The sequence below is a fragment of the Sorangium sp. So ce131 genome, assembly GCF_051519095.1.
GTDB lineage: Bacteria > Myxococcota_A > Polyangia > Polyangiales > Polyangiaceae > Sorangium.
Genome location: NZ_CP150455.1, coordinates 7,644,040 through 7,669,216 on the forward strand (window position 1 = coordinate 7,644,040; position 25,177 = coordinate 7,669,216).

Sequence of the window (25,177 nt, forward strand, 5' to 3'; positions counted from 1 at the left end):
CTGGATCACCACTCCCGAGGCGGTCCCACCGCCCCCGTGCCCCCTGGATCACCACTCCCGAGGCGGTCCCACCGCCCGGCTGTCGTGGTGGGAGGCAGATAAGCGCCGGTCGGTGTGGATCAATGCCCCCTCCGAGGCGCTCGCGAGCCCGAGGCGGACGGCGACGACGCGGCCTCCGCGTGGTGCCGCGACGCGAGCCAGGCGCATCAACGCGCGGTCAGGACGTCGTCGAGCGTGGGCGCGGTGAGCACGCGCTCGGTCCAGCGTTCGATCTGCGCGGCATCGGCGGCGAGGACACGCGCCGCGATCGGCTCCGGCAGGTCGCTGAAGCGCAGCCGGAGCAGCTTGAGCAACGTGCTCCGCTGCCCTTCGAGCCGGCCCTCACGTTCGCCCGCCAGCCGGCCCTGCTCGCGAAGGTAGTCTGCGATGGTCACGATTTCCTCCTTGGCCTCCGGTCCCGCCGCCACCAGCAATCTCTGCATCAGCTCCTCGGGCTGGGGTGGGTCGGCGATGGTCAAAATATACCGCCACACGAGCGCAAGTGCAGCCCTCCCGTCCGGCGCGCGACGCACCTCCTGGACCACCTCGTCCCACTCGGACAAACGGGCCACCAGCTGCTCGGGATCGCGGGCATGCCGAAAGCACCACAGCACCAGCCGCCCCAGCGCCGTCATCGCGCGCGCTCGCAGCGCCTCGTCCGGCTCCGCGCTGACGTCGTCCAGCACGAACCGGAACTGCGGCACATGCTCGGCCATCAGCGCCAGCGTTCCCGGAGGAACGTCCAGCAGCTCCTGAAACGCGACCGCCCCGGTCCAGCCGGTCTCGCTGTGGTGCAGCACCACCGGCAGGATGGCCGGGAGGCGCGTCTCCTTGGGGTGCCGCTTCAGGTAGGCCTGCCAGATCCGCACCATGTACCCAAGCAGACGAAATGCCATCAGCGGGTCCGTCGTGCTCTGGTGCTCGAAGAGCACGTAGAGGAACACCGACGTCTCCTCCAGCGTGGCGGTGAACAGCAGATCGCTGTGGCTCTCGGCGAGCTCTTGATCAATGAAGCTGCCGGGCTGCAGCGTCAGCGACGCGAAGTGGATGCGGGCGGCCAGCGGGGCGGAGAACACCTGGCGCAGCGCCGCGGCGGCGTGCTCCGGGTGGCAGAACGTGGACTTGAACAGGGCGTCATGAGGGGTGGACGTCATCGACTGATCCCCCGCAGGGCGCTGCGCGCCGGCGGCGGGGCTCCACGCAAGGATTACGAGAGCGACGGCGCCGTGATTTGAGATCGCGCCGCGGCAGTAGCCCGACCCAGGTTGGCGCGACGCGCACCGCGCCCCCTTGGGGCGCTCGCGCTCGCGAGGCGAACCGGCCCCGCTCCCTCGACCCGACCCAGGTTGGGCAACCACCCGAAGCGTGCTACGCGTCGCCTGGTCCGCATGGGAGCCCTCCGACTCGTCGCGCTCGATCTCGACGGCACGCTGCTTCGGACGGATGGCTCGATCTCCGAGCGGACGCGCAGCGCCCTCGCGGTGGCCGAGGCGGCTGGGCTGACGCTCATGTCGGTGACCGCGCGACCGCCCCGGCGCGTGCGACAGGTCGCGGCGCAGACCGGCCTGCGCGGTACGGCCATCTGCAGCAACGGTGGGCTCGTCTATGACGTGACCACCGGCGCCGTGCTGCGGCAGAACCGGCTGTCGGCTGCCTCCGCGTCGGCGCTCATCGAGCGCCTGCGCGCGGCCGTACCCGGCGTGGCCTTCGCGATCGAGGCGGGGATCCTGTACGGGTGCGAGCGCGGCTACGTGATCCCGAGCGAGCACCCGAACGATCGCGACGACCCGCAGATGCGGCGGGGCGATGCGGTCGCGTTGTGCAGCGAAGGCGTCACCAAGCTGATCGTCCAGCACCCCGGCCGGCCGCTCGAGGAGCTCTTGCACATCACGCGCGCCCACGCGGGCGCGCTCGCGAGCGTCACGCACTCCGGCTCGAGCTTCGTCGAGGTCGCCGCGGCCGGCGTCACCAAGGCGCTCGCGCTCGAGGCGTACTGCGCCGAGCACGGCATCGCGGCGGCGCAGGTGATCGCGTTCGGCGACATGCCCAACGACCTGCCGATGCTCGGCTGGGCAGGGCGCGGCGTCGCCGTGGCCAACGCCCATCCCGACGTGCTCGCGGCCGCCGACGAGGTCACGAGCTCCAACGATCACGACGGCGTCGCGCTCGTGCTCGAGCGGCTCGCGCGCCTCGACTTCGCTCCGAGCTGGTCCTGAGCGCGCCTCGGCCCCGGCGCCTCACGGCGGCATCACGAACGACGCCGGCCCCGCCACGGCGGGGGACGGGTCCTGCCGGTACCGCTCGAGCAGCGCGCGCCGCTCCGCCGTCCAGCCGCTCTTCGGCGACGCCGCCTGGAGGAGCGCTTCCAGCGCGAGCCGCCGCAGCCGCGGATCGGGGCTCTCCCGCAGCTGCTGCTCGAGGAGGGAGGGGTGCACGCAGGCGTGCACCGCGGACATCGCCGCGACCATGACGTCGTGGTGCAAGAGATCCCGCCGGCCGAGGTCGGAGAGCGCCTGCGCGAGCGCCCTCCAGTCGAGCAGGCGCGCCGCGAGCCCGAGGTACTGCGGCGCGGCCAGCGCGTCCGCGTTCAGCGCGGCGAGCAGCCCCTTGCCGACGGCCACCTGGTGCGGCGCGGCGTAGGGGCCGAGCCGCGACGAGACCACGGACAGCAGCGCCACGAGGTGGCGGCGCTTCGGGACGAGCTCGCGGAGCCGCCCGACCACCACCTCGACCTCCGCCGGCTGCATCCGGGTGAGCGCGGCGGCCAGCGCCTCCGCCGCCTCCTCCGGCGCGGGCGCGTCCAGGTGCCCGAGCAGCCGGAGGAAGAGCGACCGCTCCTCGTCCCGGAGCGGCAGGTGCGCCGCCCGCCGCAGCAGATCCAGCCGCGCCTCCGGCTCCGCCCGCCCGAGGATCGCCGCGAGCAGGCCCGAGACGCGCCGCTCGGCCTCGGTCGACAGCCTGCCGAGCGGGACGTCCGCGAGCTTCGAGGCCACGATCCAGTCCGGATCCCGGACCGCGCGCTCGAAGACGCCCCACGTCTCGGGCCGGTCCAGGTGGTCCCAGAGCGCCCGGAGCAGCGCGATCCGCACATCGCGGTGCGCGCCCGGGGCGTCCAGCCGGAGCAGGTCCCGGTACGCGTCGTCGCCGCCCATCTCGCCGAGCAGGCGCACGACCTCCTTGGCCACGGTCACCTTCGTGGTCGGCACCGCCCGGAGCTCCGCGAGCACCCGCGCCCGGGGCATCTCGGCGAAGGCCTTCCGGAGCGCGTAGATCGCCCAGCGCGCGCGATCGTCGCCGAGGCACGCGATCAGGACGGGCACGCCCTGGCCGGCGTCGAGCCACGGCAGGCCCCGGACAGCCATCTCGCGCAAGGGCGGCCTCGGATCCGAGGCGAACGGGGTGACCACCGACGCGTCGACGTACGCGAGCCGGACCAGCGTGGAGATGGCGAACCGCAGCGTGGGGACGTCGCGCGCCTCGTCCCGGAGCAACACGACGAGCCCGGCCGCATACCGCTCCTGCTGCCTCGCCGTCCAGCGGCCATGGCCCGCGCCGAAATCGATCACCCAGTGCGTCCGGCCCGTCGCGAACCTGCCCGTCATGGGCCGGCTCTCCAGCAGCGGATCGAGGAGGTCCTGGCGCCTCAGGCTCACGTGCCGGGCGACCGCGCCGATCAGGACGAAGCTCCGGTCCTCGCGCAGGAGCTCGGGCACGAGCCGCGCGAACCGCGGCCGGTCGTGCCGCCCGAGGAGGCGCAGCGCCTCGGCCGCGACGCCGACGAACGGGAGCTCGCGGGACAGCCGCTCCAGCGCCTCGAGCACCGGCGCCACCACCCTGAGCCGGACGCCGAGGCTGCGCGCGAGCCAGAGCACCGCCCCTGCCCGCTCGCCGGTCGTCCACGCGCGCGCGAGCTGCGCGAGCGCCGGGGTGAGGCGCTCGGCCTCCGCCCTCGTCAGCCCCTCGCCCAGCCCCGACGTCGAGGCCGATCCGCGCGCCGCGAGCAGCTTCGCGAGCCAGCGGGCCCCCCACGCCCCGTCCACGCGGAACAGCCGGACCACGAGCCGCTCCACGGCCGAGGCCGTGGCCGGCGACAGGTCCGCGGCGTCGAGCGCGTCCTGCACCACGACGCCCACGGCCTCCAGGTGCTCCGGCGCAAACCGGGCGACGGGCAACGCGGCGAGGGCGCCGATCATCGCCCGCCGCACCGGATCCTGCTCGAACTTGCGGGCGCGCACGTTCGCGAGGGCGTCCGGGAGCGCGCCCCGGTCGTGCAGGACGCTCGCGAGGAGCGCCGCCTGCGCCTTGGCCCGCTCGTCGCCCTCCGGGTGTCCCAGGAGCGGCGCGAGCACCTCCTTGGCCTCCGCGAACGGCAAGAGGCGCGCGTAGCGCACCCGCCGGTCCGGCTTGGCGACGAGCGCGGGGCAGCCGACGAGGTGCCTCCGCGCCTCCCGCTCGCGCAGGTCGCGGGGCAGGAAGTCGAGCACCTCGGGCGCGATCGTGCCGTCGGCGGCCTGGGCGGCGCAGGACCAGCGCTCGAACGCCTGCTCCCGGATCGCGCGCTCCTCGGCCGACGCCGCCTTCACGTAGCGGAACAGGAACGCGCCGAAGCCCCCTCGCCCGCCGTGGAGGAAGGCCTCGAGGACTGCGTCCCGGTCCCCGGGAGACAGCCGCAGGAACCACCGCACGCCCCGCTTGCCGTCGCTCAGCGCGCCCCAGGCGCGGCGGACGAGGTACCCGAGGCGCTCGGCGCCGAGCGCGGGCGCGACCGCGTCGAAGTTGACGACCTCGAAGGCGCCCGGAGGCCGCGCCGGGCGGCCGCCCTCGTGGCAGGCCTTGAGGAGGTCGAACGTGGCGCGCGGGCGCGCGCGGACCAGCCAGCGCAGGGCGTCGGCGGCGAACGAGGGCTCCTCGCCGAGCGCGAACAGCGCCTGGACCAGCCGGAGCGCGGCGTCGGGCGCGCGCCGGGCGAGCGGCACGAGCAGCGGCGCGAGGCGGTAACGCTGCCGGACGTCCAGCGAGCGCGAGCGCTCGATCGGCTCCCCGAACCAGCGCGCCGCGACCTCCGGGTGCCGCCCGGCGAGCCGCGCCAGGCAGAGCGGGCCGCCCGCCTCGTCGACGGCGCGCCGGTGGGCCGACACGAGCGGCTCGGAGCCGAGCGGGAGCAGGTCCACGATCGTCGGCTCGAGCCCGTTCGCGAGGCGCGCGCCGAGGAAGGCGTCCACGACCGCCTGGCGCTTCCGCCGCGCGAGATCGGTCATCACGCGCCGGAGGGCGCGGCGCTCGACGATGGCGTCGAGCGCCGCGAGCGCCTGCGCGTCGTCGCAGAAGCGGGCCGCCATGCGGCTCGCCCGCCCCCGCACGGCGCGGGACGGGTCCGAGAGGGCCGCCGCGACGCGCGCGCCGTCTTCCGAGCCGTACACGCTCATGAGCGCGAGGAGGCGCTCGTACGGCTGCGCGCTGCCCGAGAGCGCCCCGAGGAGGGCCGCGGCGCCGGCGTCGCCGCGCGCGGCGGCGCGGCCCAGCTCCACGACGCGGCGGACGCGGTCGTGGTGCGTTTGCAGCTCGAGCGCGGCGAGGAAGGGAGCGATCTCCATGGCGGAAATCGTAACACCCCACCGCCCGCGAATAGACAGCGGCGCGTTATCGTCGGCGCGCGGCCGGACGGGCCTTTGGGCCTCGAGCGGGCTCCTCGGGATCGATTGCCGCTCGGCGTGCCATCGTAGTACAAGGCCGTCGAGGAGCAGCGGCTTGAGCGACCTCGCCAATGGGATCGCGGGTGGTTTGAAGCGGCGCCCCTGGATCGGCGTCGCGCTCGGGCTGATCGCCGGCGTGACGCTCTGTGTGCTCGCGCTCCGGACATGGCAGCGGCTGGCGTCGTTCGGAGACGCGCCCGAGCGGCTGAGCGCGGGAGAGGCGCTGCGCCTCGCTCGAACACGGGCGGTATGGGTGGAGCTGACGGACGCGGAGTTCTCGTGTGAGGGGAGCGTGGAGCTCGCCGGCACGCGGTACGGCCGTCTGCTCGCGCCCTCGATCGGCGAGGCGGTGGCGCTGGTGAGCGCGGAGGGGCCGCTGTGCCCGCCGCCCGGTCGAGCGCTCCTCGGCGCCTTCGATACGATGACGGACCGACAGCGGTCCTTGCTGGTGGACAGGGGGTTGCGGGAGGCGGCGGACGAGGCCGCGCTCGTGCTCTCCCTCAAGGACGGCCCGGGCAACACGCGCGTGGGCGTCTTGACCCTGTTCGGCCTCGCTCTCGTGTGCTTCGCGCTCGCGCCCATGGGCTACATGCTGCGCAGCTCGGACGCGCAGGCGGCGCGGCGCGCCGCGGGCGCCCTGGCGCACGCGGAGCTCCGCCGGCGCCTCGCCCGAGGAGGGCTGCGCTTGCGCGCGCGTTATCTCCTGAGCGCCGCCGCCTTGACGGCGCTCATCGTCCCGACCCTCGGCGCGGTCGCGGGGATCGCCGGCGTGGGTGCGGCATACATCGCGCGCGCCGTGCTCACGCAGCCGAGCCGCTGGGCCGCCGCGGCCCCTGTCGCCGTCGACGGCCAAGCCGTCGTATCGCGCCGCGGTCATACGGACTGGACCGACGACTACCTCACGGATCTGGTCGTGAGCTTCCGTGTCGCCGGCGAGGAGCAGGAGGTGACCTACATGGTCGCCTGGGCCCCGGAGGTGTTGCCGGACATCGAGGTCCGGACGGACGGACACGAGCTCCTGACGAGCGCGGAGCCGGCCCTGAGGGTATCACGGCTGCTCGTCGCGGCCGGCAGCGCCGGGACCTGCGCCGCCATGCTGGCGCTGGTCCTCAGGTTCCTCCGCGAGACCTGGGCGAGGTTCCGCGGGCTGCGCCGCGCCGCGAGGGCCCCCGAGCTCGTGCACCTTCCGCTCCGCGAGCTCCGCGAGCTGCGCCATAACGGTTTTCTGTCCGGCTGGGAGTGCGAGTACCTCGACGCGCAGGGAAAGGTCCGCAAGGAGACGTTCGGGCGCCTCCATCGTCCCGCGCTGGATGAAGCGGGTGCCCATGTGCTCGCCGTCTGCCCGCGCGGTGCGCCGGGCGCCGAGCCGATCCCGGTGGCCGCGGACGGCTACCCGTTCCAGATCGATTCATGACGCACGCCCTACCAGGCTCGCGGTTCACCCTCTACCTCGTGCTCGTGATGACGACCTCCTGCAACAGCATGCGACCCCAGGAAGGCCTGCCCGGCGAGCCCGCGGCCGCGCCGAGCAGCCCGGCCGCGCCGGGCAGCCCCGCCGCGCCGGGCAGCCCCGCCGCGCCGGCCCAGCAGGCCGCCGGGCAGGGCGCCGCGCCCGAGCCGCCGCCGCCCGCGGGGCCTCCGGGCGCCGCGCCGCCGCCGGGCGGCGCGGCGGGACTCGCCACGGCCGAGGCGATCGCGGCCTCCGCGCGCGCCTTCCTGGGCGGCCTCGACGGCGAGGCGCGCGGCCGGGCGCTGCTCGCGTTCCAGAGCCGCGAGCGCGAGGACTGGCATTACGTCCCGCGCCGCCGCGCCGGCCTCGCGCTCGGCGACATGGACGGCGGCGAGCGCAGCGCCGCGCACGCGCTGCTCCGGGCCGGCCTCAGCCCGGAGGGGTACCGCAAGGTGGAGGGCGTCCTGCTGCTCGAGGGCATCCTCGGGGGCATCGAGGGCAACCCGGCGTTCCGCGATCCGGGCCGTTACCACCTCGCCCTCTTCGGCGAGCCCGGGCCCCAGGACCCGTGGGGCTTTCGCTTCGAGGGACACCACGTCTCGCTCAACTTCACCTCTGCCGGCGGCGGCGTGGCCACCACCCCGGCGTTCCTGGGCGCGAACCCGGCCGAGGTGCCCTCGGGCCCCCGGAAGGGCCTGCGTGTGCTCGCGGTCGAGGAGGATCTCGGCCGCGCCTTCCTGGCCTCGCTCACCCCCGCGCAGCGTCAGCGCGCCGTGATCGCCCCCTCGGCGCCGCCCGACCTCGTGACCGAAGCCTCCCGCCGGGCCACGCTGCCGGGCTTCGACGGCCTGCCCGCCGCCGAGATGACCCCGGCCCAGCGCGCCGCGCTGCTGCGCCTCCTCGAGGTCTACGCCCGCAACTTCCCGGCCGACGTCGCCGACGGGCACCTCCACCGCATCGCGCGCGCCGGCGTGGAGCGCCTGCACTTCGCCTGGGCGGGCAGCGCCGCGCCGAAGCAGTCGCATTACTACCGGATCCACGGCCCCACGCACCTCATCGAGTACGACAACCGCGGCGGCGATCACATCCACACGGTGTTCCGCGATCTGCAGGACGACTTCGGCGACAGCCTGCTCGCGCGGCACCTCCAGGAGGGCCACGGCGCCCCGGCCAGCGGTCGGCCCTAGAACGCTACTGGGCTCGGAGGGGGCACGCGCCGCATTCCTCGGGGGCAAACCGCCCGGCCCCGGCGAAAGGGCGGCTATCGACGGCCACCCGCAGCGCCTTGGACACTGCACGCCGCTCCCCCTCGGTCATCGCGCCGGACCGAACGAGCGCCACGGTCCGCTCCAGCAGCACCCGGTCCATCTCGTGCGCGACCATCCATCGAACAGCTCGTGCCGGTGCAGCCTGAGAAAGCCGAACCGTGCTCTCACGCGTGTCAGCCGCTTCATCAGCTCGAGCTGCCCGCCAGGACGCGTGCCCCCGACAAGTCTCGGCGACGGCGGGACCTCACGCGTTCGCCCTGCCCGGGCGGCGCGTGTCGCGCACACAGGTACCCGCCCACCGAGACGGTCTTGACACGATCCTCCGGATTCGTGCTACGGATCCATGAAGCCACCCGACGCTGCGATGGCGGCCCGGCCTGCGCCGGTCCGTAGAGCGTCCCTGGTGGCCTGCGCGACCCGAGACCACCGGGACGACCTCCGTGGTCGCCGAGGCTCGGTGAAACATGGCTGGGACGAAGAGCGCGTCCACGACGCTGCCCCTGCTCACGTTCGTTCTGCGCAACTACAAGAATTTCAACGCCCGCGCGACGCGCGACGCGCTGCTCGCCTACTGGAAGCACATCGATCGCGGGGGGAAGATGTTCTGGGCCGTGGCCGGGGCGATGTCCTCGGCCCAGCTCGGCATCACGCTGGCGCCCGCCATCCGCGCCGGCCTCATCCACGGCATGTCGGTGACCGGCGCCAACCTGGAGGAGTCGCTGTTCCGCCTCGTCGCGCATGACGGTTACCGCGACTTCCCCGACTACCGTTACTTCACCAAGCAGGACGACACGCGGATCCTCGAGAACCGGATGCGGCGCGTGACCGACACCAGCATCCCCGAGGACGAGGCTTTCCGTGCGGTGGAGAAGCACATCGTCCCCATGTGGGAGCGGGCGACGGCGCGCGGCGAGCGCCGCTTCTGGCACGAGTACTTCTACGAGCTGATCCGGGCGGTCGAACCCGCGCTCCACCGCGGACCGCCCGAGGAGTGCTGGCTGCTCGCCGCCGCGGAGGCCGGGCTGCCGCTGGTCGTCCCGGGCCACGAGGACTCGACCTTCGGCAACATCTTCGCGTCCTACGTGAAGCGGGGCGAGTGCAGCGCGAGCATCGTGAAGTCGGGCATCGAGTACATGGCCGAGCTCTACGATCAGTACCGCGCGCTCAGCGCCGGCGCGGGCGTGGGGTTCTTCCAGATCGGCGGGGGCATCGCGGGGGACTTCCCCATCTGCGTGGTGCCGTCGCTCAAATACGATCTCGGCGAGGCGGCCCGGCCCTGGGCCTACTTCTGCCAGATCTCCGACTCGACGACATCCTACGGCTCTTACTCAGGCGCCACGCCGAACGAGAAGATCACCTGGGACAAGCTGACCGCGGACACGCCCATGTTCGTGATCGAGTCGGACGCGACCATCGTGGCGCCGCTCCTGCTCGGAGCGCTGCTCGAGTGCAAGCGCCAACCGGCCGAGGCGCGGGCCATCATCGAGGCGCACGGCGCGTGAGCGTCGGCGGCTCTCTTTTCCCTGAAGCGAGGTTGCAAGACGATGAGCAAGAAGAAGGTCCTGATCACGGGCGGCGCGGGCTTCCTCGGGATCAATCTGGTGCGGCACCTGCTCGAGCGCGGCTATGAGGTCACGTCGCTCGATCTCCTGGATTTCGACTACCCCGAGCGGTCACGCATCCGCGAGGTGCGCGGGGACATCCGCGACGCAGCGGTCGTCGACGCGGCGGTGAAGGGGCAGGACTTCGTCGTGCACACGGCGGCGGCGCTGCCCCTGTACACGCCGGAGGAGATCTACACGACCGACGTGATCGGCACGCGCGTGGTCATGAGCGCCGCGCGCCGTCACGGCGTCGAGCGCGCCGTGCACATCTCCTCCACGGCCGTGTACGGCATCCCCGACCACCACCCGCTCTGCGAGGACGACCGGCTCGACGGCGTGGGCCCGTACGGGCAGGCCAAGATCCAGGCCGAGCTCGTGTGCCTGGAGGAGCGCGGCCGGGGGCTCGTGGTGCCCATCATCCGGCCCAAGTCCTTCATCGGTCCGGAGCGGCTCGGGGTCTTCGCCCTGCTCTACGACTGGGCGCTCGACGGCAAGGGCTTCCCCATGATCGGCAACGGCAAGAACCGCTACCAGCTCCTCGACGTGGCCGACCTCTGCGAGGCCATCTACCTGTGCATGACGAAGGATGCGTCGGTGGTCAACGACACCTTCAACATCGGCGCGAAGGAGTTCACCACCATGGGCGAGGACTACCAGGCGGTGCTCGACGCGGTGGGCAAGGGCAAGAAGATCGTGCCCTTCCCCGCGGCGCCGGCGGTGCTCGGCCTGCGCGCGCTCGAGGCGATGGGCGTGTCGCCGCTCTACAAGTGGGTCTACGAGACGGCGTCGAAGGACTCGTTCGTGTCGATCGAGAAGGCCGAGCGGCTGCTCGGCTTCGCGCCGAAGTACTCGAACAAGGACGCGCTGGTGCGCAATCTCGAGTGGTACCGGGCGCACCGGAGCGAGTTCGAGAGCCGTTCGGGCGTGACCCATCGCGTGCCCTGGAAGCAGGGCGCCATCGGCCTGTTGAAGGCGTTCTTCTGACCCCGTTGGGCCGGGAAAGCGGAGATTCCGACCGGCGTGCAGAGACCGAGGTGATGACATGGATCAGGAGCGAGGGTTGCGGTCGCGCATCGAGCGCGCAGGAGCGAACGTCGCGAGCCGGTTGGGCTGGGTTGCGCGGGGTGGTGGCGGCGGGACGCCGGCGACCGCCGCGCCGCTCGGTGACGAGGAGGAGGCGCTCGACGGCTGGGGCTTCAAGGACACACGCTTCGTCGTGAAGCCCGACGGCCACGTGACGCTCACGGGACGCCGCTACAACATCAGCGGACTCGATCTACCGAAGTTGCTGCCGTGGCTGTCGGGCATTCTTCAGGCTCCGCTCGCCTACGACAACCGCAACGTGCCGCGCTATCCGCCCGCGGTTCCCGCCGCGCGGCGCGACGAGGCGCTGCTCACGGCGCTCCGCGGCTTCCTCCGCGACGATCAGGTGAGTGACGACCCGCTGGTCCGGCTGCGGCATGGCCACGGCCACACCGGGGCAGAGATCTGGGCGATTCGCTACGGTCGGCTCCCCCGCGTACCCGATCTCGTCGTTTTCCCCGAGGCCCACGCCGAGGTGGAGCGCCTCGTCGAGGTGGCGCACGCGCGCGGGGCCTGCCTCGTCCCCTTCGGCGGCGGTACCAACGTCACCGACGCGCTGCGCTTGCCCGTCGACGAAGCGCGCGTCGTCGTCGTGCTGGACATGCGCCGTATGAACAAGCTGCGCTGGGTGGACCCGGTGAACCGCACGGCATGCATCGAGGCGGGCGCCACCGGCCGGCATATCGCCGCCGAGCTGGCCAAGCACGGGCTGACGCTCGGACACGAGCCCGACAGCGCGGAGTTCTCGACGCTCGGCGGGTGGATCGCCACGAACGCCAGCGGGATGAAGAAGAACCGCTACGGCAATATCGAGGACATCGTGCTCGATGTCACGGCAGTAACGACTCGAGGCGTGATCGCACGCCCCGCCGTGGGCCCGCGTGAGAGCGTCGGCGTCAACCCGAAGACCTTCCTGTTCGGGAGCGAGGGTAACATCGGCGTCATCACCAGCGCGGTGGTCAAGGTCTGGCCCCTGCCCGAGGTGCAGCGCTACGCGAGCGTGATCTTCCCGGACCTCGATCACGGCTTCCAGTTCCTCTACGACCTGCAACAGAGCGGCGCCGTTCCTGCGAGCGTGCGCGTGATGGACAACACCCAGTTTCATTTCGGACAGGCACTGAAGCCGGCCTCGAAGGGCCTCGCCGCGAAGCTCAAGAGCCAAGCAGAGGCGCTCGTGGTGACGCGGATCAAGGGCTTCGATCCGCACAAGATGTGCGTGGCGACGGTGGTCTTCGAAGGCACGGCCGCGGAGGTCGCCTTTCAGGAGCGAACGCTCCGGGCCATCGCGGCGCGCCATGGTGGCCTCCAGGGAGGCGCCGCCAACGGGGAGCGTGGCTACCAGCTCACTTTCGGCATCGCGTACATCCGCGATCTGGCGTTCGAGCACTGGGCCATCGCGGAGAGCTTCGAGACGAGCGTTCCATGGTCGCGCGCGCTCGAGCTCTACGAGCGGGTCAAGCGCCGCGTGGAGCTCGAGCACGAGCGCCGCCGGCTACCCGGACGCCCCTTTTTCACCGGTCGGCTCACGCAGATCTATTCGACGGGCGTCGCGATGTACTTCTATCTCGGTTTCTACGCGAAGGGCGTCGCCGATCCCGTTGCGGAGTATGCCGCCCTCGAGCATGCGGCGCGTGAGGAGATCCTCGCCTCCGGCGGCACGCTCTCGCACCACCACGGCGTGGGGAAGATCCGGCAGGGCTTCCTCGACGAGGTGTACTCCGAGGGCGCGCGGACGGCCATCCGCGAGGTCAAGCGCGCGCTCGATCCGGACAATCTCTTCGGCGCGTCGAACCACGGCGTGCGCGGCGCGGTCGCGCTCGCCGGCGAGACGGAGCAGGCGCCGTGACCGGGCATAGGCTCGACTTGCTCGAGCGCGAGGCGCGCGTGCTGCCTGGCCATCAGCTCTGGGTGGATCCGGACTGCGGGCTCAAGACCCGCGGCTGGGAGGCGCGTTCCTGTTCTTCGACCAGCGCCTCTCGGGCAACGGGAACATGGCGTGCGCCTCGTGTCACGAGCGCGACAGGGGGCTTGCCGACGGCAAGGTGATCCCGACCGGCTCGACGGGGGACGCGATTCCGCGCAACGCGATGGGGCTGGCCAACGTCGCCTGGTTCCCGCTGCTCACGTGGGGCAACCCCACGCTGTCGTCGCTCGAGGAGCAGGCGCTCGTCCCGATGTTCGGCGAGAGCCCGGTCGAGCTCGGGATCACCGGTGCCGAGGACGTCGTCCTCGGCCGGCTCCGCGGCGATGAGGCGTACAAAGCCGCGTTCGTCGCCGCGTTCCCCGGCGAGAGCGAGCCGATCACGCTCGACACCGTCGTGAAGGCGATCGCGACGTTCGAGAGGACGCTCATCTCCGGGCGCTCCGCGTACGATCGTTATACGTACGGCGGAGAGGCGGGCGCGATGTCCGAGGCCGCGTTGCGCGGAATGGACCTCTTCTTCTCCGAGCGGCTCGAGTGCTATCACTGCCACAGCGGGATCAACTTCACGACTGCCTTCCGGAGCGCCGAAATGAAGCAGGAGGAGATGGATTTCCACAACACCGGCCTCTACAACCTCGGCCCGGACGGGAGTTATCCGCCCGGCGGAGAGGGGTGTTCGAGTTCACCGGCGACCCGGCGGACAAAGGGGAATACCGCGTTCCTTCGCTGCGCAACGTGGAGCTGACGGCGCCCTATATGCACGACGGGAGCGTGGCCACCCTGGAGGAGGTCGTCGACCACTACGCCGCAGGAGGCAGGACCATCGACGACGGGCCGTTCGCGGGTGTGGGCAGCAAGAACCCGAACAAGAGCCCGCTCATGAGGGGTTTCACCATCACGCCAGAGGAGAAGGCGGATGTCGTAGCCTTCATGAAGAGCTTGACCGATCCGGAGTTCGCGGCCGTGGTGGATGGTGCGCAGGCGCCGTAGCCGGTCGATCGCGGGTCCGTCGCGAGCGCGCGGCCGCGGGACTGCGCGTCGCGCGTCGAACAGAGCGCATGAGAGCGTGTCCTCGCGTCCAGGCGCGGGGACGCGAGCTCGTCCAGCACGCCGGCGTCGAGGCTCTGGAGCGCGAGCCACGGCACCGAAAGGAGTGGTGGAGCGAAGAGTTCGAACAGCGGTGCAAGGGCATCGCGCAGCACAGGCGAGCCTGCGAGCGCCGGGGGGAACAGCCGAGCAGGGTGCGCACCGCGTCCATGCCGACGCGCCCCCACGGGGTCGACGCGAAGCGATCAACCCCGCGAACGTTCGACCGGGGCGGCTGCATGTTCCGACGAGCCGAAATGGTCACGCCCCGACAGCGACGGCGCGGGGAGCGCAGCGACGATCAGGGACGGCGATGCAACCGTTCCTGCGCACACACGCCGCGCACGTCCGTGTGCTCTTCACGCCGGCGCCCGCTTCGCGGCTCGATCAAACCGCGGAACGTCGCTCAACCTGGTGGGTGGGCTCGATCAACCTGGGTGGGGTCGCGCCCGCTCTGCCTGCGGGCCCGCGGGCGGCTCCCCCGCCAGCCGGAAGAGCAGCACCCCGGCCGCGACCAGGACCACGTCGCGCAACACCGTCAGCACCGTCACTGGCCCCGAATCCTCGCCGAAGCAGCCGCAGGTGACGTCCACCCCGCGCGCGACCACGGTGATCACCGCCACCGTGAAGACCAGCAGGAGCAGCGTGGAGGCCAGCGCGCCGGCGCGGAGCCAGGGGCGCGGGCCGGCGATCAGGGCGAGGCCCACGGCGACCTCCACGGTCGGGAGCGTGGCCGCGAGCAGCGGGGCGAGCTGAGGGAACAGCTGGTAGTTGTGGATCTCGATCGCGAACGACGCGGGATCGAGGAACTTCAGCGCCCCGGCCGCGAGGAACATGCCGCCCAGGCCGAGGCGAAGCAGCCAGAGAAGCGCGGTCTTCACGGGGTCGCCTCCTGGGAGCTGGCGCTCGCGCAGTGGCGGCATGGCCCCGAGGCGCAGGCCAGGCCCTCCTGCTCCCAGGCCGCGAACCCGCCGTGCAGGACGCGAATCTCGGCCTGGAGGCCGCGGCGGCGCAGCGTCGCGGCGACCTCGTCGGCCTCCTCGGTCGACTCGCCGTAGACCACGACCGTCTGCGCGTGCCCGAGCCCCTTGAGCGCCACCTCGGCGCCGCTCGCGGTGGCGTCGCAGGGCAGGTGGATGGCGCCGGCCACGTGCCCGGCCGCGAAGCGCTCGGCCGTGCGGGTATCGGCGAAGACGATGCCCGGCTGACCGCAGAGGCCCGAGGCCGCGAGCGGGGTCATCTGGACCACGGGCGCGTCCTGCTCCGGCGCCGAGGTGCAGGTGGTCGGAGGCTCGAAGCTGACGAGGGCCACGCCCGCCGGCCGCGCGGCGTTGACGCCGAGGCCCAGCGCGGCGCCTCCGAGGAGCAGCGCCGCCGCCCGCAGGAGCAGAGGTCGATCGAGCTGCCGGGACATCGTCCCGCGAAGCTAGCGCGGAAGGGGCAGGGAAGCGAGCCACGCAGGCCCCCGCGCTCGTCGGGCGGGAGATACGCGCGGTTGTTGACGTATGCGCCGCAGCAGAGATCCGCGCGCGTGAGCTGCGCGCGGCAATCCAGGAGGTACCGGCGCGCTTCGCGCGCTTCGCGCCGAAGAGCGCAGGCCGCTACGAGCCGGGCTGACGGCGCCCATCACCTCGGCTCAACGACGCGCCCCGCCGCGCGGAGAGGGCGTACGCCACGCCTTGCTCCAGCGTCCCCTGCGTGACGATCCCTCCGAGATCCGCCCCCAGCTCGACGAGCGCCTGCGCCACGCTCGGCCGGATCCCGGTGAGGACCACCTCGGCCCCGAGCAGCCTCACGCTCCGCGCCGTCCGGAGCAGCGCGTCCGTCACCGAGGGCCCTGCCTGCGGGACGCCGGTCACGTCGAGGATCGCGATCCTGGCTTGCTGGCGCGAGATGCCGTCGAGCAGGGTCTCGATCACCTGCGCCGCGCGCTCGCGGCTCACTTCCCCGACGAGGGGCATCACCAGCACCCCGCTCGCGATGGGCAAGAGCGGCGTGGAGAGCGCGCGGAGGGTCTCGTCCTGGATCCGGAGCATGTCCTCCTGGAGCTTCCGGGCCTGCTCCTCCGCGCGCACGCGCTCGGTGATCTCCGTGCCCATCCCGCAGGTGCCCACGACCCCGCCCTCCTCGTCGCGGAGCGCGAACGTGGTCCCGAGATAGACGTGCATCCCGTCGGCCGCCGGGAGGCGGACCTCCGTGCTGACGGGCACCGCGGAGGCGACCGCGTCGGCGTCGATGCCCCGGAGCTCGTCCGCGACCAGCGCGGGCACGACGTCGTCCAGGGTCTTCCCCAGGATCTCGTCCCGGGGCTTGCCCACGAACTCCTCGAGCTTCCGGTTCACGATCCTGTGGCGGCCCTCTCTGTCCTTCACGTAGATGAGCAGCGGCGCGTTCTCGATCACCGCCTCCAGCAGCGCGGCGCTCTGGCGGAGCTTCGCCTCGGCCTCCACCTGCGCCGTGACATCCACGCTCACCGCCGCGACCAGCCGCACGCCGCTCTCGTCGCGGATCGGCACGTACGTCGCCTGCGACCACACCCGCCGGCTCGGCCCCGGGTGCATCGGGCTCGGGACGGTCTCGTAGAAGGTCGGCGGCATCTTCGCCTCTTCCCCGGAGAGCGCCTTCTGGAAGCTCCCGGCGTACCCCCTCGCCACCGCCTGCTGGTCGGCGAGGACACTGAATTTGCCCGCGATGCGCTCGCGCGTCGTCCCGAAGCGCGCGCACTCCGCGTCGTTGAGCGCGATGATCGTGCCGTCGGACCGGTATACGGTGAGCGGGACGGGCAGCGCGTCGAAGATGGCCTGGTACGAGACGCCTTCCAGCCTGGGCTCGGGCGCGCGCTGCGCCCGCGCTTCTTCGAGGCTCCGCTCGAGCTCCGCGACCCGCGCCCGGAGCCGCGCGATCTCCGCCTCCCACGCCCCGTCCCCTTGCGTGCTGGTGCTCACGTGCGTCCCCCCTCGCGTTGGCTCAGCACCTTACCAGGGCCCTGGCGCAGGATCGCAACAGCCGTCACGGGACGTGAGCCACGCCCCCATCGTAACGCGCGGCAGCGCCGACTCAGCGCACGGCCGCGCCGGGCGGAGCGCCCTCGCCCGCGGTGGCGCTGCTGGTCGACCTCCCGCAGCAGCGCCAGCCGCCGCGACAGGGCGTTAGCGAGGTGGCCGACAGCCTGCTTGGTGCCGGCGACCGGGTGCGCTAACCGGTCTGCCCATGTCCAGCTCACGCGACGCGACCACCGCGCCGTACGCCCGCGAGCTCGAGGTCGCGACCGCGGCCGCGCGGGCCGCCGGGGAGGTGATCCTCGGGCTCTACGGGCGCGCCGCGGTCTCCGAGAAAGCCGACGGGACGGTGGTGACGCAGGCTGACTACGCCTCCGACGCGGCCATCCGCGCCGCGCTCTCGTCGGCCTTCCCCGGCGACGCCCTCCTGACCGAGGAGGGCGCGGACGAGCCGGCGCGCCGGGCGAACGACCGGTGCTGGATCGTCGACCCGATCGACGGGACCGCGCAGTTCGTCGCCCGCACCGGCGATTTCGACGTCTTCATCGCGCTCGCCGTCGGCGGCGCTCCGGTGGTCGCCGCCTCCTACCAGCCGACGACGGGGATCCTCCTGAGCGCCGTCGCCGGGAGCGGCGCCTGGATCGAGCAGCCGGAGCAAACGCGCCGCCCGCTCCGCCTCTCCCTCGGCCCCGGGCGGCCCGTCGTCGCCACCAAGGGCTGGCTCGGCGCGCCGGAGAACCTCGCGCGCCTCGAGCGCGTCGCCTCGCGGCTCCAGGCGGCGGATGTCGTCGTCGCGACCCGGAGCCTCTGCGCCCGCGCGCTGCTGCCCGGCGCAGCCTCCGTCGACGTGATCGCCGGCGTCCCCGCCGGAGGCCGCCGCCTCGGCGCCTGGGAGTGGGACCTCGCCGCCGTCGACCTGATCGTCCGGGAAGCCGGCGGCGCCGTGACCGACCTCGCCGGGCGCCCGCTCCGCTACAATCAGCCCACGCCGCGGTTCGATGCCGGCGTGCTCCTCAGCCGATCTCCCGCCCTGCACGAGCAGCTCCTCTGCGCGCTCGCCCAGGAGCCATGAGCTCGGCGAGCCCAGGGAGGCGGCGCCTGCGTCGCGGTCACCGCACTCGAGCGGCGCTCGCTTAGCCCTGGGCCCATGGACTGAGCCTCCACGCGTCTGCGCTCATTCATCACCTCGCCCGACCCGGGCTCGTCGAGGTGCTCATTCATCACCTCGACCGACCCGGGCTCGTTGAGGCGAACACGGCCCGCAAACAACCCTGCGAGCGACGCCGCGGTCCTCGCACCGGTCGAATCGGAACACGCCTGTGCCGCGCAGCTCCGGTCACCATGAACGGACGGTTTTTGATATACAGAACACAATGGGACCCGGGGATGGCACGGATTGTAGTTTAGATCACAAAACCATCGTTACTGAGAGAGATCTGGTCAGCGAGAACGAGCGCCTGCGGCAGCGCGTCGAGGAGCTCGAGCGAGCCGCCGCGGAGCGGGATCACCTCCTTTCGGCGCTGCGCCAGCGCGAGGAGCGCGCCGAGGAGGAGCGGGATCACCTCCGGGCGGCGCTGCTCCGGCGCGAGGAGCATGTGCGCCTCTTCGTCACGTACACGCCTGCCGCCGTGGCCATGCTCGATCGAGACATGCGCTACATCCTGGCGAGTCACCGGTGGCTGATCGACTACGGCCTGAGCGACCGAGAGATCATCGGCCGGAGCCATTACGAGATCTTCCCCGATATCCCCGAGGGGTGGAGGGAGGTCCACCGGCGCTGCCTCGCGGGGGCGTCCGAGGGGCGCGAGGAGGATCCGTTCCCGCGGAGCGACGGGAGCGTCGACTGGGTGCGGTGGAAGATCTACCCCTGGCACACGACGAGCGGCGAGATCGGCGGGATCATCCTGTTCACGGAGGTGATCACCGAGCGAAAGCGGCTCGAGGAGACGCTCCGGAAGCAGGCGAAGACGCTCCAGGAGCTGTCGACGCCCATCGTGCCCCTCAGCCAGGCGGTCCTCGTGCTGCCGCTGGTCGGCGTGGTGGACTCGGTGCGGGCCCAGCAGATGATGCAGCACCTCCTGGACAAGGTGGTCGAGCGGCAGGCGCGGGTGGCGATCATCGACATCACGGGCGTGCCGCACATCGACACGCACTCGGCCGCCGCCCTCGTGCAGGTGGCGCGCGCGGTCCGGCTGCTCGGGGCGCAGGTCGTCCTGACGGGCATCCGGCCCGAGGTGTCCCGGGCCATCGTCGGCCTGGGCATCGACCTCGCCGGCATCGTCACCCGCCGCGATCTCCAGAGCGGGATCGCGTTCGCGGCCGCGACGGCCCCGGAAGCCGCGCCGTCCCCTGCCCTGGCGCGCGCCCCTGAATCGAACGGCACCACGAGGCGCGTCGAGGAGCTGGCGTAGCGCCCGAAGGAGCCGCTCCGCGCCCTCCGCGTCCGCCGGCGCCGCGACGACGCCGCGCGCCGCTGGACCGGCGACGATGGTAAACCGACGTCCGACAGGGGCTCGGCCTCACGAGACCCAGGGCAGGAGGATGGCGGCATGAAGCGTGAGCGTCCCTTTCAGGTCGGCGAGGTGTCGGTGGTCGAGCGCCGCTTCACGGACGAGGACGTCCTCGAGTTCCAGCGCATCTCCGGCGACGCCGGCCGCCACCACGCCCGGCCGGACGCGCAGGGCCGGCGCGTGGTGCACGGCCTGCTCACGGCGACGCTCCCCACCCGGCTCGGCGGCGACATCGATTTCCTCGCGCGGAAGATGCAGTTCGAGTTCCTGAGGCCCGTCTTCACCGGGGACACCATCCGCTGCGAGATGACCATCACCGAGGTCGTGCCGGAGGCGGGGCGCGTGCGCCTCTCGGCGAGCGGCGGCTGCTGGAACCAGGACGGCAAGGAGGTGCTGCGCTTCCAGACCCGAGGCGTGGTGCTGGACGAGGGGGCGTGATCGCGGTGCGACGCGCGCGACCCGTCCACTGGCTCGATCACGCGCACGCCGTCCTGTCCCGCCGCCGCCGGCTGTTCGAGGCCGGCTGGGGGGACGAGGAGGTGATCGCCGAGGTCCCGGCCATCGCGCGGTTCTCGGAGCCGCCGCGCGCCGCGGCGGTCGCGTGGGCGGCGCCGCGGCGCGAGGGGCCCGTCGTCGTGACCGACGGCTCCTTCACGGCCGCGCTCCCGCGCCTGCCGCCCTGCGCGCGCACGGCCTTCGTGCGCCGCATCGCGCCCGCGGCGCCCGAGCGGGGCCGCCGCCGGCCGGTCTACGTGGCGCTGGCGGCGTCGGGCGAGGAGGGCTTCGCGTCGCGGACGCGGCTCTTCCGGCCGCTCGCCGCCCGCGACGGCATCGAGGTCATCCTCCTGGAGAACGCGATGTACGGCCTGCGCCGGCCCGAGGGCCAGCGCGCCACGGCGATCCGCACCGTGGCCGAGCACCTGTTGATGAACCTCGCGACGGTCGAGGAGACCCGCGCGCTCATCGAGCACCTCGCCGGCCATGGATACGAGCGCATCGGCGTGGCCGGCTTCAGCATGGGCGGGACCTCGGCGGCGCTGGCGGCGGCGGTGACGGCGCGCCCGCTCGCGGTCGCCGTCTTCGGCGTGGGGCGCAGCGCCGTGCCGGTGTTCACCGAGGGGATGTTGTCCGTCAGCGTCGAGCTCGAGGCGCTCGGCGGGCCCTCGGCGGCGCGGGCGCGGCTCGGCGCCCTGTTCGGCGTCGCCGACCTCGACCGCCACCCGGCGCCGCGGCGGCCCGACGCCGCCGTGATCGTCGGCGGGCGCCGCGACGGCTACGTGTTCCCCGAGCAGGTCGAGGCGCTCCACGCGCACTGGAGGGCGAGCGAGCTCCGGTGGCTCGACACCGGGCACGCCGGCGTGGTCGTCTACGAGGGGGAGGCGCTCCGCCGCGCGGCGCGCGACGCGATGGAACGGCTCGCCCCGTAGCGGCGGCGCGGCGCCGATCGCCCTCGCGCCGCCCTCGGGCCGCCTCCGGCGAGCCGCGACCCCGAGACCGGCGCCCCCGAGACCGGCGCCCCCGAGCGCGCTACCCGGCCCCCCGAGCGCCCTACCCGGCCCCCCGCGCCGCGGCGGCCGTGACGAGGCGCCGCCAGTGCTCGATGCTCAGCAGGTTGCACAGGCCCTCCAGGTGCCGCCGGTGCGCCCGGTGCTCGTCGAGCAAGCGCGCGACGGCGTCGTGCCCGAGCAGCTCCACGGCGATGCTGTCGCGCGAGAGGAGCACGTCGCGCGCGTAGTCGTGCAGCGGCCCGGCGATCGCGTCGGCGCGCAGCGCGTCGACCGAGCGCTGCTCCCGGACGGCGCGCGCGCGCCACGCCGCCGCCGCGCGCCAGAGCTCCCCCGACACATAGAGCAGGTCGCGCGCCACCTTCCGCGCGAGCCCAGGCCCCTGGAGCGGGAGCAGGGCGTTGTTGTTCACCAGGATCGTCCGCGCCTCCGGCAGAAAGCGGCGCACGGCGGCGTCGTGGACGGCGGCGTAGGTGCCTATCGGCGACGGCAGCCCGTAGGCCAGCCGCACGACCGCCGGGCTCGCGTAGGGAGTCCAGGACTTCCACCAGGTGAAGCGCGACGTGATCGCGCCCCAGCGTCCATAACGCTCGAAGAGGTAGAACTGGTCGAGCACGTCGTGCACGTCGGGCGAGCGCCGGAACATCACCTCGACGGCCGTCTGCACGCGCTCGTGGACGGCGGCGGCCGCGTCGGGCGAGCGCCAGGGCAAGGCGCTCAGCCGCCGCCACTTCCGGACGAACCAGGACGCGATGTCGCCCGCGCTGGCCCGGGCGACGCGCCGGTACTGGCCGGGACGCCCGTAATAGTAACCCCGCAAGATCTCGCCGCCGCCGCCGTCGACGCTCAGGGGGCGCCCCTCGTCCCACGCGGGGTACCGGTCGATGGCGCGTTTCGCGCTCGAGTCGCCGTTCATGTGGAACGCGATGAGGCTCGAGTAGCGCCCGAAATCGTCGCAGACCGGCGGCTCCAGCGCGCGAGGCTCGTGGCGTACGCCCGCGAGCTTGGCGATGCGCCGGGCCACGCGCACGTCGAGGCAGTCGGGCGCGCCGGAGGTCCTCGCGACGATGCGCTCTGCCGGCAGGACCGACGCGAGCAAGGAGAAGGACGCGCGGCTGTCCAGGCCCGCCGTCAGGTCGGCGTTGACCGTATCGTACTCGGCCGCGACGGCGCCCGTGTTCGCGCGCAGGATGTCGACGATCTGCTCGATCCGGCCCTTGACGGCGGCCGTGTCGCGGGCGTCGATGCGGCCCTCGAACAGCCCGAGCGGCGCGGCGAGCCGCTCGAGGCGGCCGCCCTGGAACCGCAGCCAGTGCGCCGGATCACACGGCTCGACGCGCGTGAGCAGGGGGCGCCCGCCGATCGACCAATCGGCGGCGACGATCGAGCACGACGAGCCCCGGTCGATCTCGACGGGGCACGCCCCGGTGGCCGCGAGCGCCACGTCGTGCGCGGAGACGTACAGCGCGCCGCCGGCATGCAGGGTGCGCAACGTCCGGCGGCCGAGCAGATCCGACACCACCGCGACCGTGCGCTCCGCGCGATCGACGACGATCGCGGAGAAGTTGCCGTCGAGCGCGGCGACGGCGTCCCCGCCGCCCGACGTCCAGGCGCTCAGGACGGCCTTCGCGGCCGACGCGCTGGCGCGGCGCTGCAGATCGCCGAAGATCAGGACGGCGTGCGTATCCGTGACCTCCTGTCCGAGCAGGCCGAGCCTCGGCATCGGCTCCGGCAGGAGGAGCGACCAGCCGCCGCCCACCTCGGGCAGCACCGTCGTCGCGATCTGAACGGAAGGGCCCACGGTGGGCATCAGCTCCCGCACGATGAGCGCCGTCCGTCGAAGGAAGGCGCCTGGATCCTGCCCGTCTGCGCCCGGCAAGTTGAAGGCAGCGATGAAGGAGTACACGGGCGCCAGGAAGAGCGATCCCCCGCGAGATGTCAAGGCGGCGACAGGATCCATGACATTGTGACGCGCGCGCTGAGGCCAAACGAGGATGCAAGCGACGAGGACGCAAGCTGGGGGACGGAAGCCGGGCGCGCGAGATGGCGAATCGTCGCGCCCGGGCCGAGCAGCGCCGCGTGATCCGTTTGACAAATAGGCGCGGAATGGCCTTTCGCGCTGGGGCTTTTACCAGCCGATGACGGACAACGAAGGTCGCCCTCGCGGCAAGCTGAAGCGTCTTGGGTTCGGGCTCGCGGCGGCTGCCGCGCTGTTCGGTCTGTTCCGGGTCGGGGCGGCGGCCTGGGGTCAGTCCCGCCTCCGCGATTACCGCGATGCGGCCGAGGCCGAATGGGACGCCGCGCGCGCGCAGATCCGCGAGGGGTCGGGGCCCGCCGGCGAGGGCGCCGCGGGCGACGGCTGCGTGGCGAGTTACGCGAGGACACCGAACGTCCAGCACGGCATCTACAACACCCTCATGAAGCAAGCGCTGGACGCCGGGCCCGGCGCGCCGCTCTCCCCCAAGCTCGTCGCCGAGATCGAGCGGCACCGTCCGGAGATGGACGCCTTCCGGCAGGCGGCGCGGTGCTCCCATTATGAGCTGGCCGACGACGTCGCGTGGGTCGACTATGCTCCGGTGCATCCGATCCTGTTCACGAGCCGCATGGTCGTGATCGAGGGATACGGGCTCGCGGCCAAGGGGGATGTGCGCGGCGCCCTCGACCGGTACCTGACCGTGGCCAAGGTCGGCGAGGACATGTCCGCCGGGTTGACGATCGCCAACCTCGTCGGCAGCGACGCCGCGCAGCACGCCTACCTCGGGATCGCCGCGCTCGCCGCCGGCGCGCCCCGGCTCTCCGAGGCGGAGCTCGCCGCGGTCGACCGCGAGCTCGAAGGGCGGGGGCGCCACCTTCCGCTGCTCTCCGAGGCGCTCCACAACGAGCGTTTGCGGCTCCGGAAGGAGGCGATGAGCCCGAGCGTGCTGGAACCGCTGCCCGAGCATGTCCCTCCTCCCGAGCCGTCGACGGGCGTCGCCGCGCTCGGCTTGCTCTTCCCGACCGAAGCCGTGCTCGGCCATGTGCTCCCCCTGCTGGACGTGCGGCTGCGCCGCGCCGAGCAGATCGCGCGCGACGCGGAGCGCGATCCTGCCGCGGCCGCGCGATTCCAGGAGGTCGCCACCGACCCGCTCGCGATCGAGGCCACGGGGCTCGCCTTCGTCCTGGACCCCGAGCAGCTCCAGCGCCTCGCGAGGCGCCATTGCCGTCTGCGGGCGTCGTACCTCCTCGCGCGCGCGGCCATCGCCGCAGAGCGGGCGCACGCGGACGGCCGTTATCCCGAGGCGCTCCCGGCCGTCGCGCAGGATCCTTGTGGGACAGGCCCTCTCGTGTACAGCCGGAGCCCGGACGGCAGGGGGTATACGCTGTCCAGCGTCGGCGAGAACGGCAAGGCAGACGGTCCGCGCGAGGGCGGCGGCGCGACCGGCGACAACGACGATCTCGTCGTCACCAGGCACCGAGGAGACGTGATGTAGTCTACCGCCGCGACGCGGCGTTGCTGGGCTCGCCGTCCGGCGGGTGCGCCCCGTAGCGCGCGTGGATCTCGGTCGCGAGCCGTCGGACGACGGCGGTCGCGTCGCCGCGGACGTGCAGCTCGAGGCCGGGCAGCAGGACGACGTGATCCCACCGCTCCGGCAATTTCCCCGGCTTGACCCGAGCGCCGCGGGCGCCATGTAGTCCAGGAACGGGCGCCTGGATCGACGGGTGCCCACCTTCGATGCTGTACCCTGCGGTGGAGGAAGCACATGGACGAGCGGAAGATCCAGGAGATCAAGAAAGAGGCCGCGCGTCAGGCGGCGGTGGGCGCCTCGGGCGGGATGGAGCGGGGTGACGAGTACGAGGAGCCGAGCGACATGCCCAAGCCCCCGGTCGCGGAGGAGGCCTCGACGGCGGCGCAGGAGGACGGCGAGCGGCAACCGAACGGGACCGGGAGCGTGCCCGCGACGTCGAGAGAGGCCGGTCGCGATGGCGGACCGGTCAAGGGCGCGCCGGCCGTGAAGCAGCGCTGAACGCGCCCGGGC

Annotated in this window: 23 protein-coding genes; 15 read left to right on the forward strand and 8 right to left on the reverse strand. The window is 72.9% G+C overall.

Going from position 1 to position 25,177, the window contains the following annotated elements:
• Positions 1-206: 206 nt before the first annotated feature.
• The gene (locus WMF43_RS27845; RefSeq protein WP_437669072.1) at positions 207-1,193 is read right to left on the reverse strand and encodes an Rpn family recombination-promoting nuclease/putative transposase; all 987 of its coding nucleotides are present in this window, start codon (positions 1,191-1,193) and stop codon (positions 207-209) included.
• A 234-nt stretch (positions 1,194-1,427) separates the two neighbouring features.
• Here WMF43_RS27845 and WMF43_RS27850 point away from each other — a divergent pair, with 234 nt between their 5' ends.
• A complete protein-coding gene (locus WMF43_RS27850; RefSeq protein WP_437669074.1) occupies positions 1,428-2,255 on the forward strand; it encodes a Cof-type HAD-IIB family hydrolase in 828 nt (275 codons plus the stop codon).
• Between the two features lie 21 nt (positions 2,256-2,276).
• Here the strand turns inward: WMF43_RS27850 and WMF43_RS27855 are convergent, their stop codons facing one another.
• Complete coding sequence (locus tag WMF43_RS27855) at positions 2,277-5,633, reverse strand: hypothetical protein (protein WP_437669076.1); 3,357 nt, start codon at positions 5,631-5,633, stop codon at positions 2,277-2,279.
• A gap of 154 nt (positions 5,634-5,787) precedes the next feature.
• Between WMF43_RS27855 and WMF43_RS27860 the strand changes: the two genes are divergently transcribed.
• The 8 genes from WMF43_RS27860 (at position 5,788) to WMF43_RS27895 (ending at position 14,051) form a co-directional block, all read left to right on the forward strand.
• Positions 5,788-7,146, forward strand: a complete 1,359-nt coding sequence (locus WMF43_RS27860; RefSeq protein WP_437669078.1) for a hypothetical protein — start codon at positions 5,788-5,790, stop codon at positions 7,144-7,146.
• Complete coding sequence (locus WMF43_RS27865) at positions 7,143-8,369, forward strand: DUF3500 domain-containing protein (RefSeq protein ID WP_437669080.1); 1,227 nt, start codon at positions 7,143-7,145, stop codon at positions 8,367-8,369. The genes WMF43_RS27860 and WMF43_RS27865 overlap by 4 nt, the downstream gene beginning before the upstream one ends.
• Before the next feature lie 545 nt (positions 8,370-8,914).
• The gene (locus WMF43_RS27870; protein WP_437669082.1) at positions 8,915-9,952 is read left to right on the forward strand and encodes a deoxyhypusine synthase family protein; all 1,038 of its coding nucleotides are present in this window, start codon (positions 8,915-8,917) and stop codon (positions 9,950-9,952) included.
• Between the two features lie 42 nt (positions 9,953-9,994).
• Positions 9,995-11,038 carry an NAD-dependent epimerase/dehydratase family protein gene (locus WMF43_RS27875; RefSeq protein ID WP_437669084.1) on the forward strand — a complete coding sequence of 348 codons (1,044 nt, stop codon included), beginning with the start codon at positions 9,995-9,997 and terminating at the stop codon, positions 11,036-11,038.
• A 58-nt stretch (positions 11,039-11,096) separates the two neighbouring features.
• Entirely contained in the window at positions 11,097-12,983 is a 1,887-nt protein-coding gene (locus WMF43_RS27880) for an FAD-binding oxidoreductase (protein ID WP_437669085.1), read from the forward strand.
• 38 nt (positions 12,984-13,021) lie between these two features.
• Complete coding sequence (locus WMF43_RS27885) at positions 13,022-13,183, forward strand: hypothetical protein (RefSeq protein ID WP_437684096.1); 162 nt, start codon at positions 13,022-13,024, stop codon at positions 13,181-13,183.
• Entirely contained in the window at positions 13,129-13,806 is a 678-nt protein-coding gene (locus WMF43_RS27890) for a cytochrome c peroxidase (protein ID WP_437669087.1), read from the forward strand. Before WMF43_RS27885 ends, WMF43_RS27890 begins: the two co-directional genes overlap by 55 nt.
• Complete coding sequence (locus WMF43_RS27895) at positions 13,797-14,051, forward strand: hypothetical protein (RefSeq protein WP_437669089.1); 255 nt, start codon at positions 13,797-13,799, stop codon at positions 14,049-14,051. Before WMF43_RS27890 ends, WMF43_RS27895 begins: the two co-directional genes overlap by 10 nt.
• 524 nt (positions 14,052-14,575) lie before the next feature.
• Here the strand turns inward: WMF43_RS27895 and WMF43_RS27900 are convergent.
• From WMF43_RS27900 to WMF43_RS27910, 3 genes are all read right to left on the reverse strand, one after another.
• Positions 14,576-15,028 (reverse strand): MauE/DoxX family redox-associated membrane protein, encoded by a 453-nt coding sequence (locus tag WMF43_RS27900; RefSeq protein ID WP_437669091.1) that lies wholly within the window; start codon positions 15,026-15,028, stop codon positions 14,576-14,578.
• Positions 15,025-15,561 carry a rhodanese-like domain-containing protein gene (locus WMF43_RS27905; RefSeq protein ID WP_437669093.1) on the reverse strand — a complete coding sequence of 179 codons (537 nt, stop codon included), beginning with the start codon at positions 15,559-15,561 and terminating at the stop codon, positions 15,025-15,027. Before WMF43_RS27905 ends, WMF43_RS27900 begins: the two co-directional genes overlap by 4 nt.
• A 187-nt stretch (positions 15,562-15,748) precedes the next feature.
• Positions 15,749-17,092: a PAS domain-containing protein gene (locus WMF43_RS27910; protein WP_437669095.1), complete on the reverse strand. Its 1,344-nt coding sequence runs from the start codon at positions 17,090-17,092 to the stop codon at positions 15,749-15,751.
• Positions 17,093-17,357: 265 nt separating this feature from the next.
• On the opposite strand from WMF43_RS27910, the gene WMF43_RS27915 reads away from it, so the two are divergent.
• Complete coding sequence (locus WMF43_RS27915; RefSeq protein ID WP_437669097.1) at positions 17,358-18,218, forward strand: 3'(2'),5'-bisphosphate nucleotidase CysQ family protein; 861 nt, start codon at positions 17,358-17,360, stop codon at positions 18,216-18,218.
• 331 nt (positions 18,219-18,549) lie between these two features.
• Here the strand turns inward: WMF43_RS27915 and WMF43_RS27920 are convergent, their stop codons facing one another.
• Complete coding sequence (locus WMF43_RS27920) at positions 18,550-18,741, reverse strand: hypothetical protein (protein WP_437669099.1); 192 nt, start codon at positions 18,739-18,741, stop codon at positions 18,550-18,552.
• Between WMF43_RS27920 and WMF43_RS27925 the strand changes: the two genes are divergently transcribed.
• From WMF43_RS27925 to WMF43_RS27935, 3 genes are all read left to right on the forward strand, one after another.
• On the forward strand, positions 18,742-19,557 hold the full coding sequence (locus tag WMF43_RS27925; protein ID WP_437669101.1) for an STAS domain-containing protein: 816 nt from the start codon (positions 18,742-18,744) through the stop codon (positions 19,555-19,557).
• 138 nt (positions 19,558-19,695) lie between these two features.
• The gene (locus WMF43_RS27930; protein WP_437669103.1) at positions 19,696-20,094 is read left to right on the forward strand and encodes a hotdog domain-containing protein; all 399 of its coding nucleotides are present in this window, start codon (positions 19,696-19,698) and stop codon (positions 20,092-20,094) included.
• Positions 20,091-21,083 (forward strand): alpha/beta hydrolase family protein, encoded by a 993-nt coding sequence (locus WMF43_RS27935; protein WP_437669105.1) that lies wholly within the window; start codon positions 20,091-20,093, stop codon positions 21,081-21,083. The genes WMF43_RS27930 and WMF43_RS27935 overlap by 4 nt, the downstream gene beginning before the upstream one ends.
• 121 nt (positions 21,084-21,204) lie before the next feature.
• Here WMF43_RS27935 and WMF43_RS27940 read toward each other — a convergent pair whose 3' ends face one another.
• Positions 21,205-23,103 (reverse strand): hypothetical protein, encoded by a 1,899-nt coding sequence (locus WMF43_RS27940; protein WP_437669107.1) that lies wholly within the window; start codon positions 23,101-23,103, stop codon positions 21,205-21,207.
• 196 nt (positions 23,104-23,299) lie between these two features.
• Between WMF43_RS27940 and WMF43_RS27945 the strand changes: the two genes are divergently transcribed.
• The gene (locus WMF43_RS27945; protein ID WP_437669109.1) at positions 23,300-24,631 is read left to right on the forward strand and encodes a hypothetical protein; all 1,332 of its coding nucleotides are present in this window, start codon (positions 23,300-23,302) and stop codon (positions 24,629-24,631) included.
• Position 24,632: 1 nt separating this feature from the next.
• On the opposite strand, the gene WMF43_RS27950 is transcribed toward WMF43_RS27945, so the two are convergent.
• Positions 24,633-24,794, reverse strand: coding sequence for a hypothetical protein (locus WMF43_RS27950; RefSeq protein WP_437669111.1), 162 nt, complete (start codon positions 24,792-24,794; stop codon positions 24,633-24,635).
• Between the two features lie 107 nt (positions 24,795-24,901).
• On the opposite strand from WMF43_RS27950, the gene WMF43_RS27955 reads away from it, so the two are divergent.
• On the forward strand, positions 24,902-25,165 hold the full coding sequence (locus WMF43_RS27955) for a hypothetical protein (protein WP_437669113.1): 264 nt from the start codon (positions 24,902-24,904) through the stop codon (positions 25,163-25,165).
• Positions 25,166-25,177 lie beyond the last annotated feature (12 nt).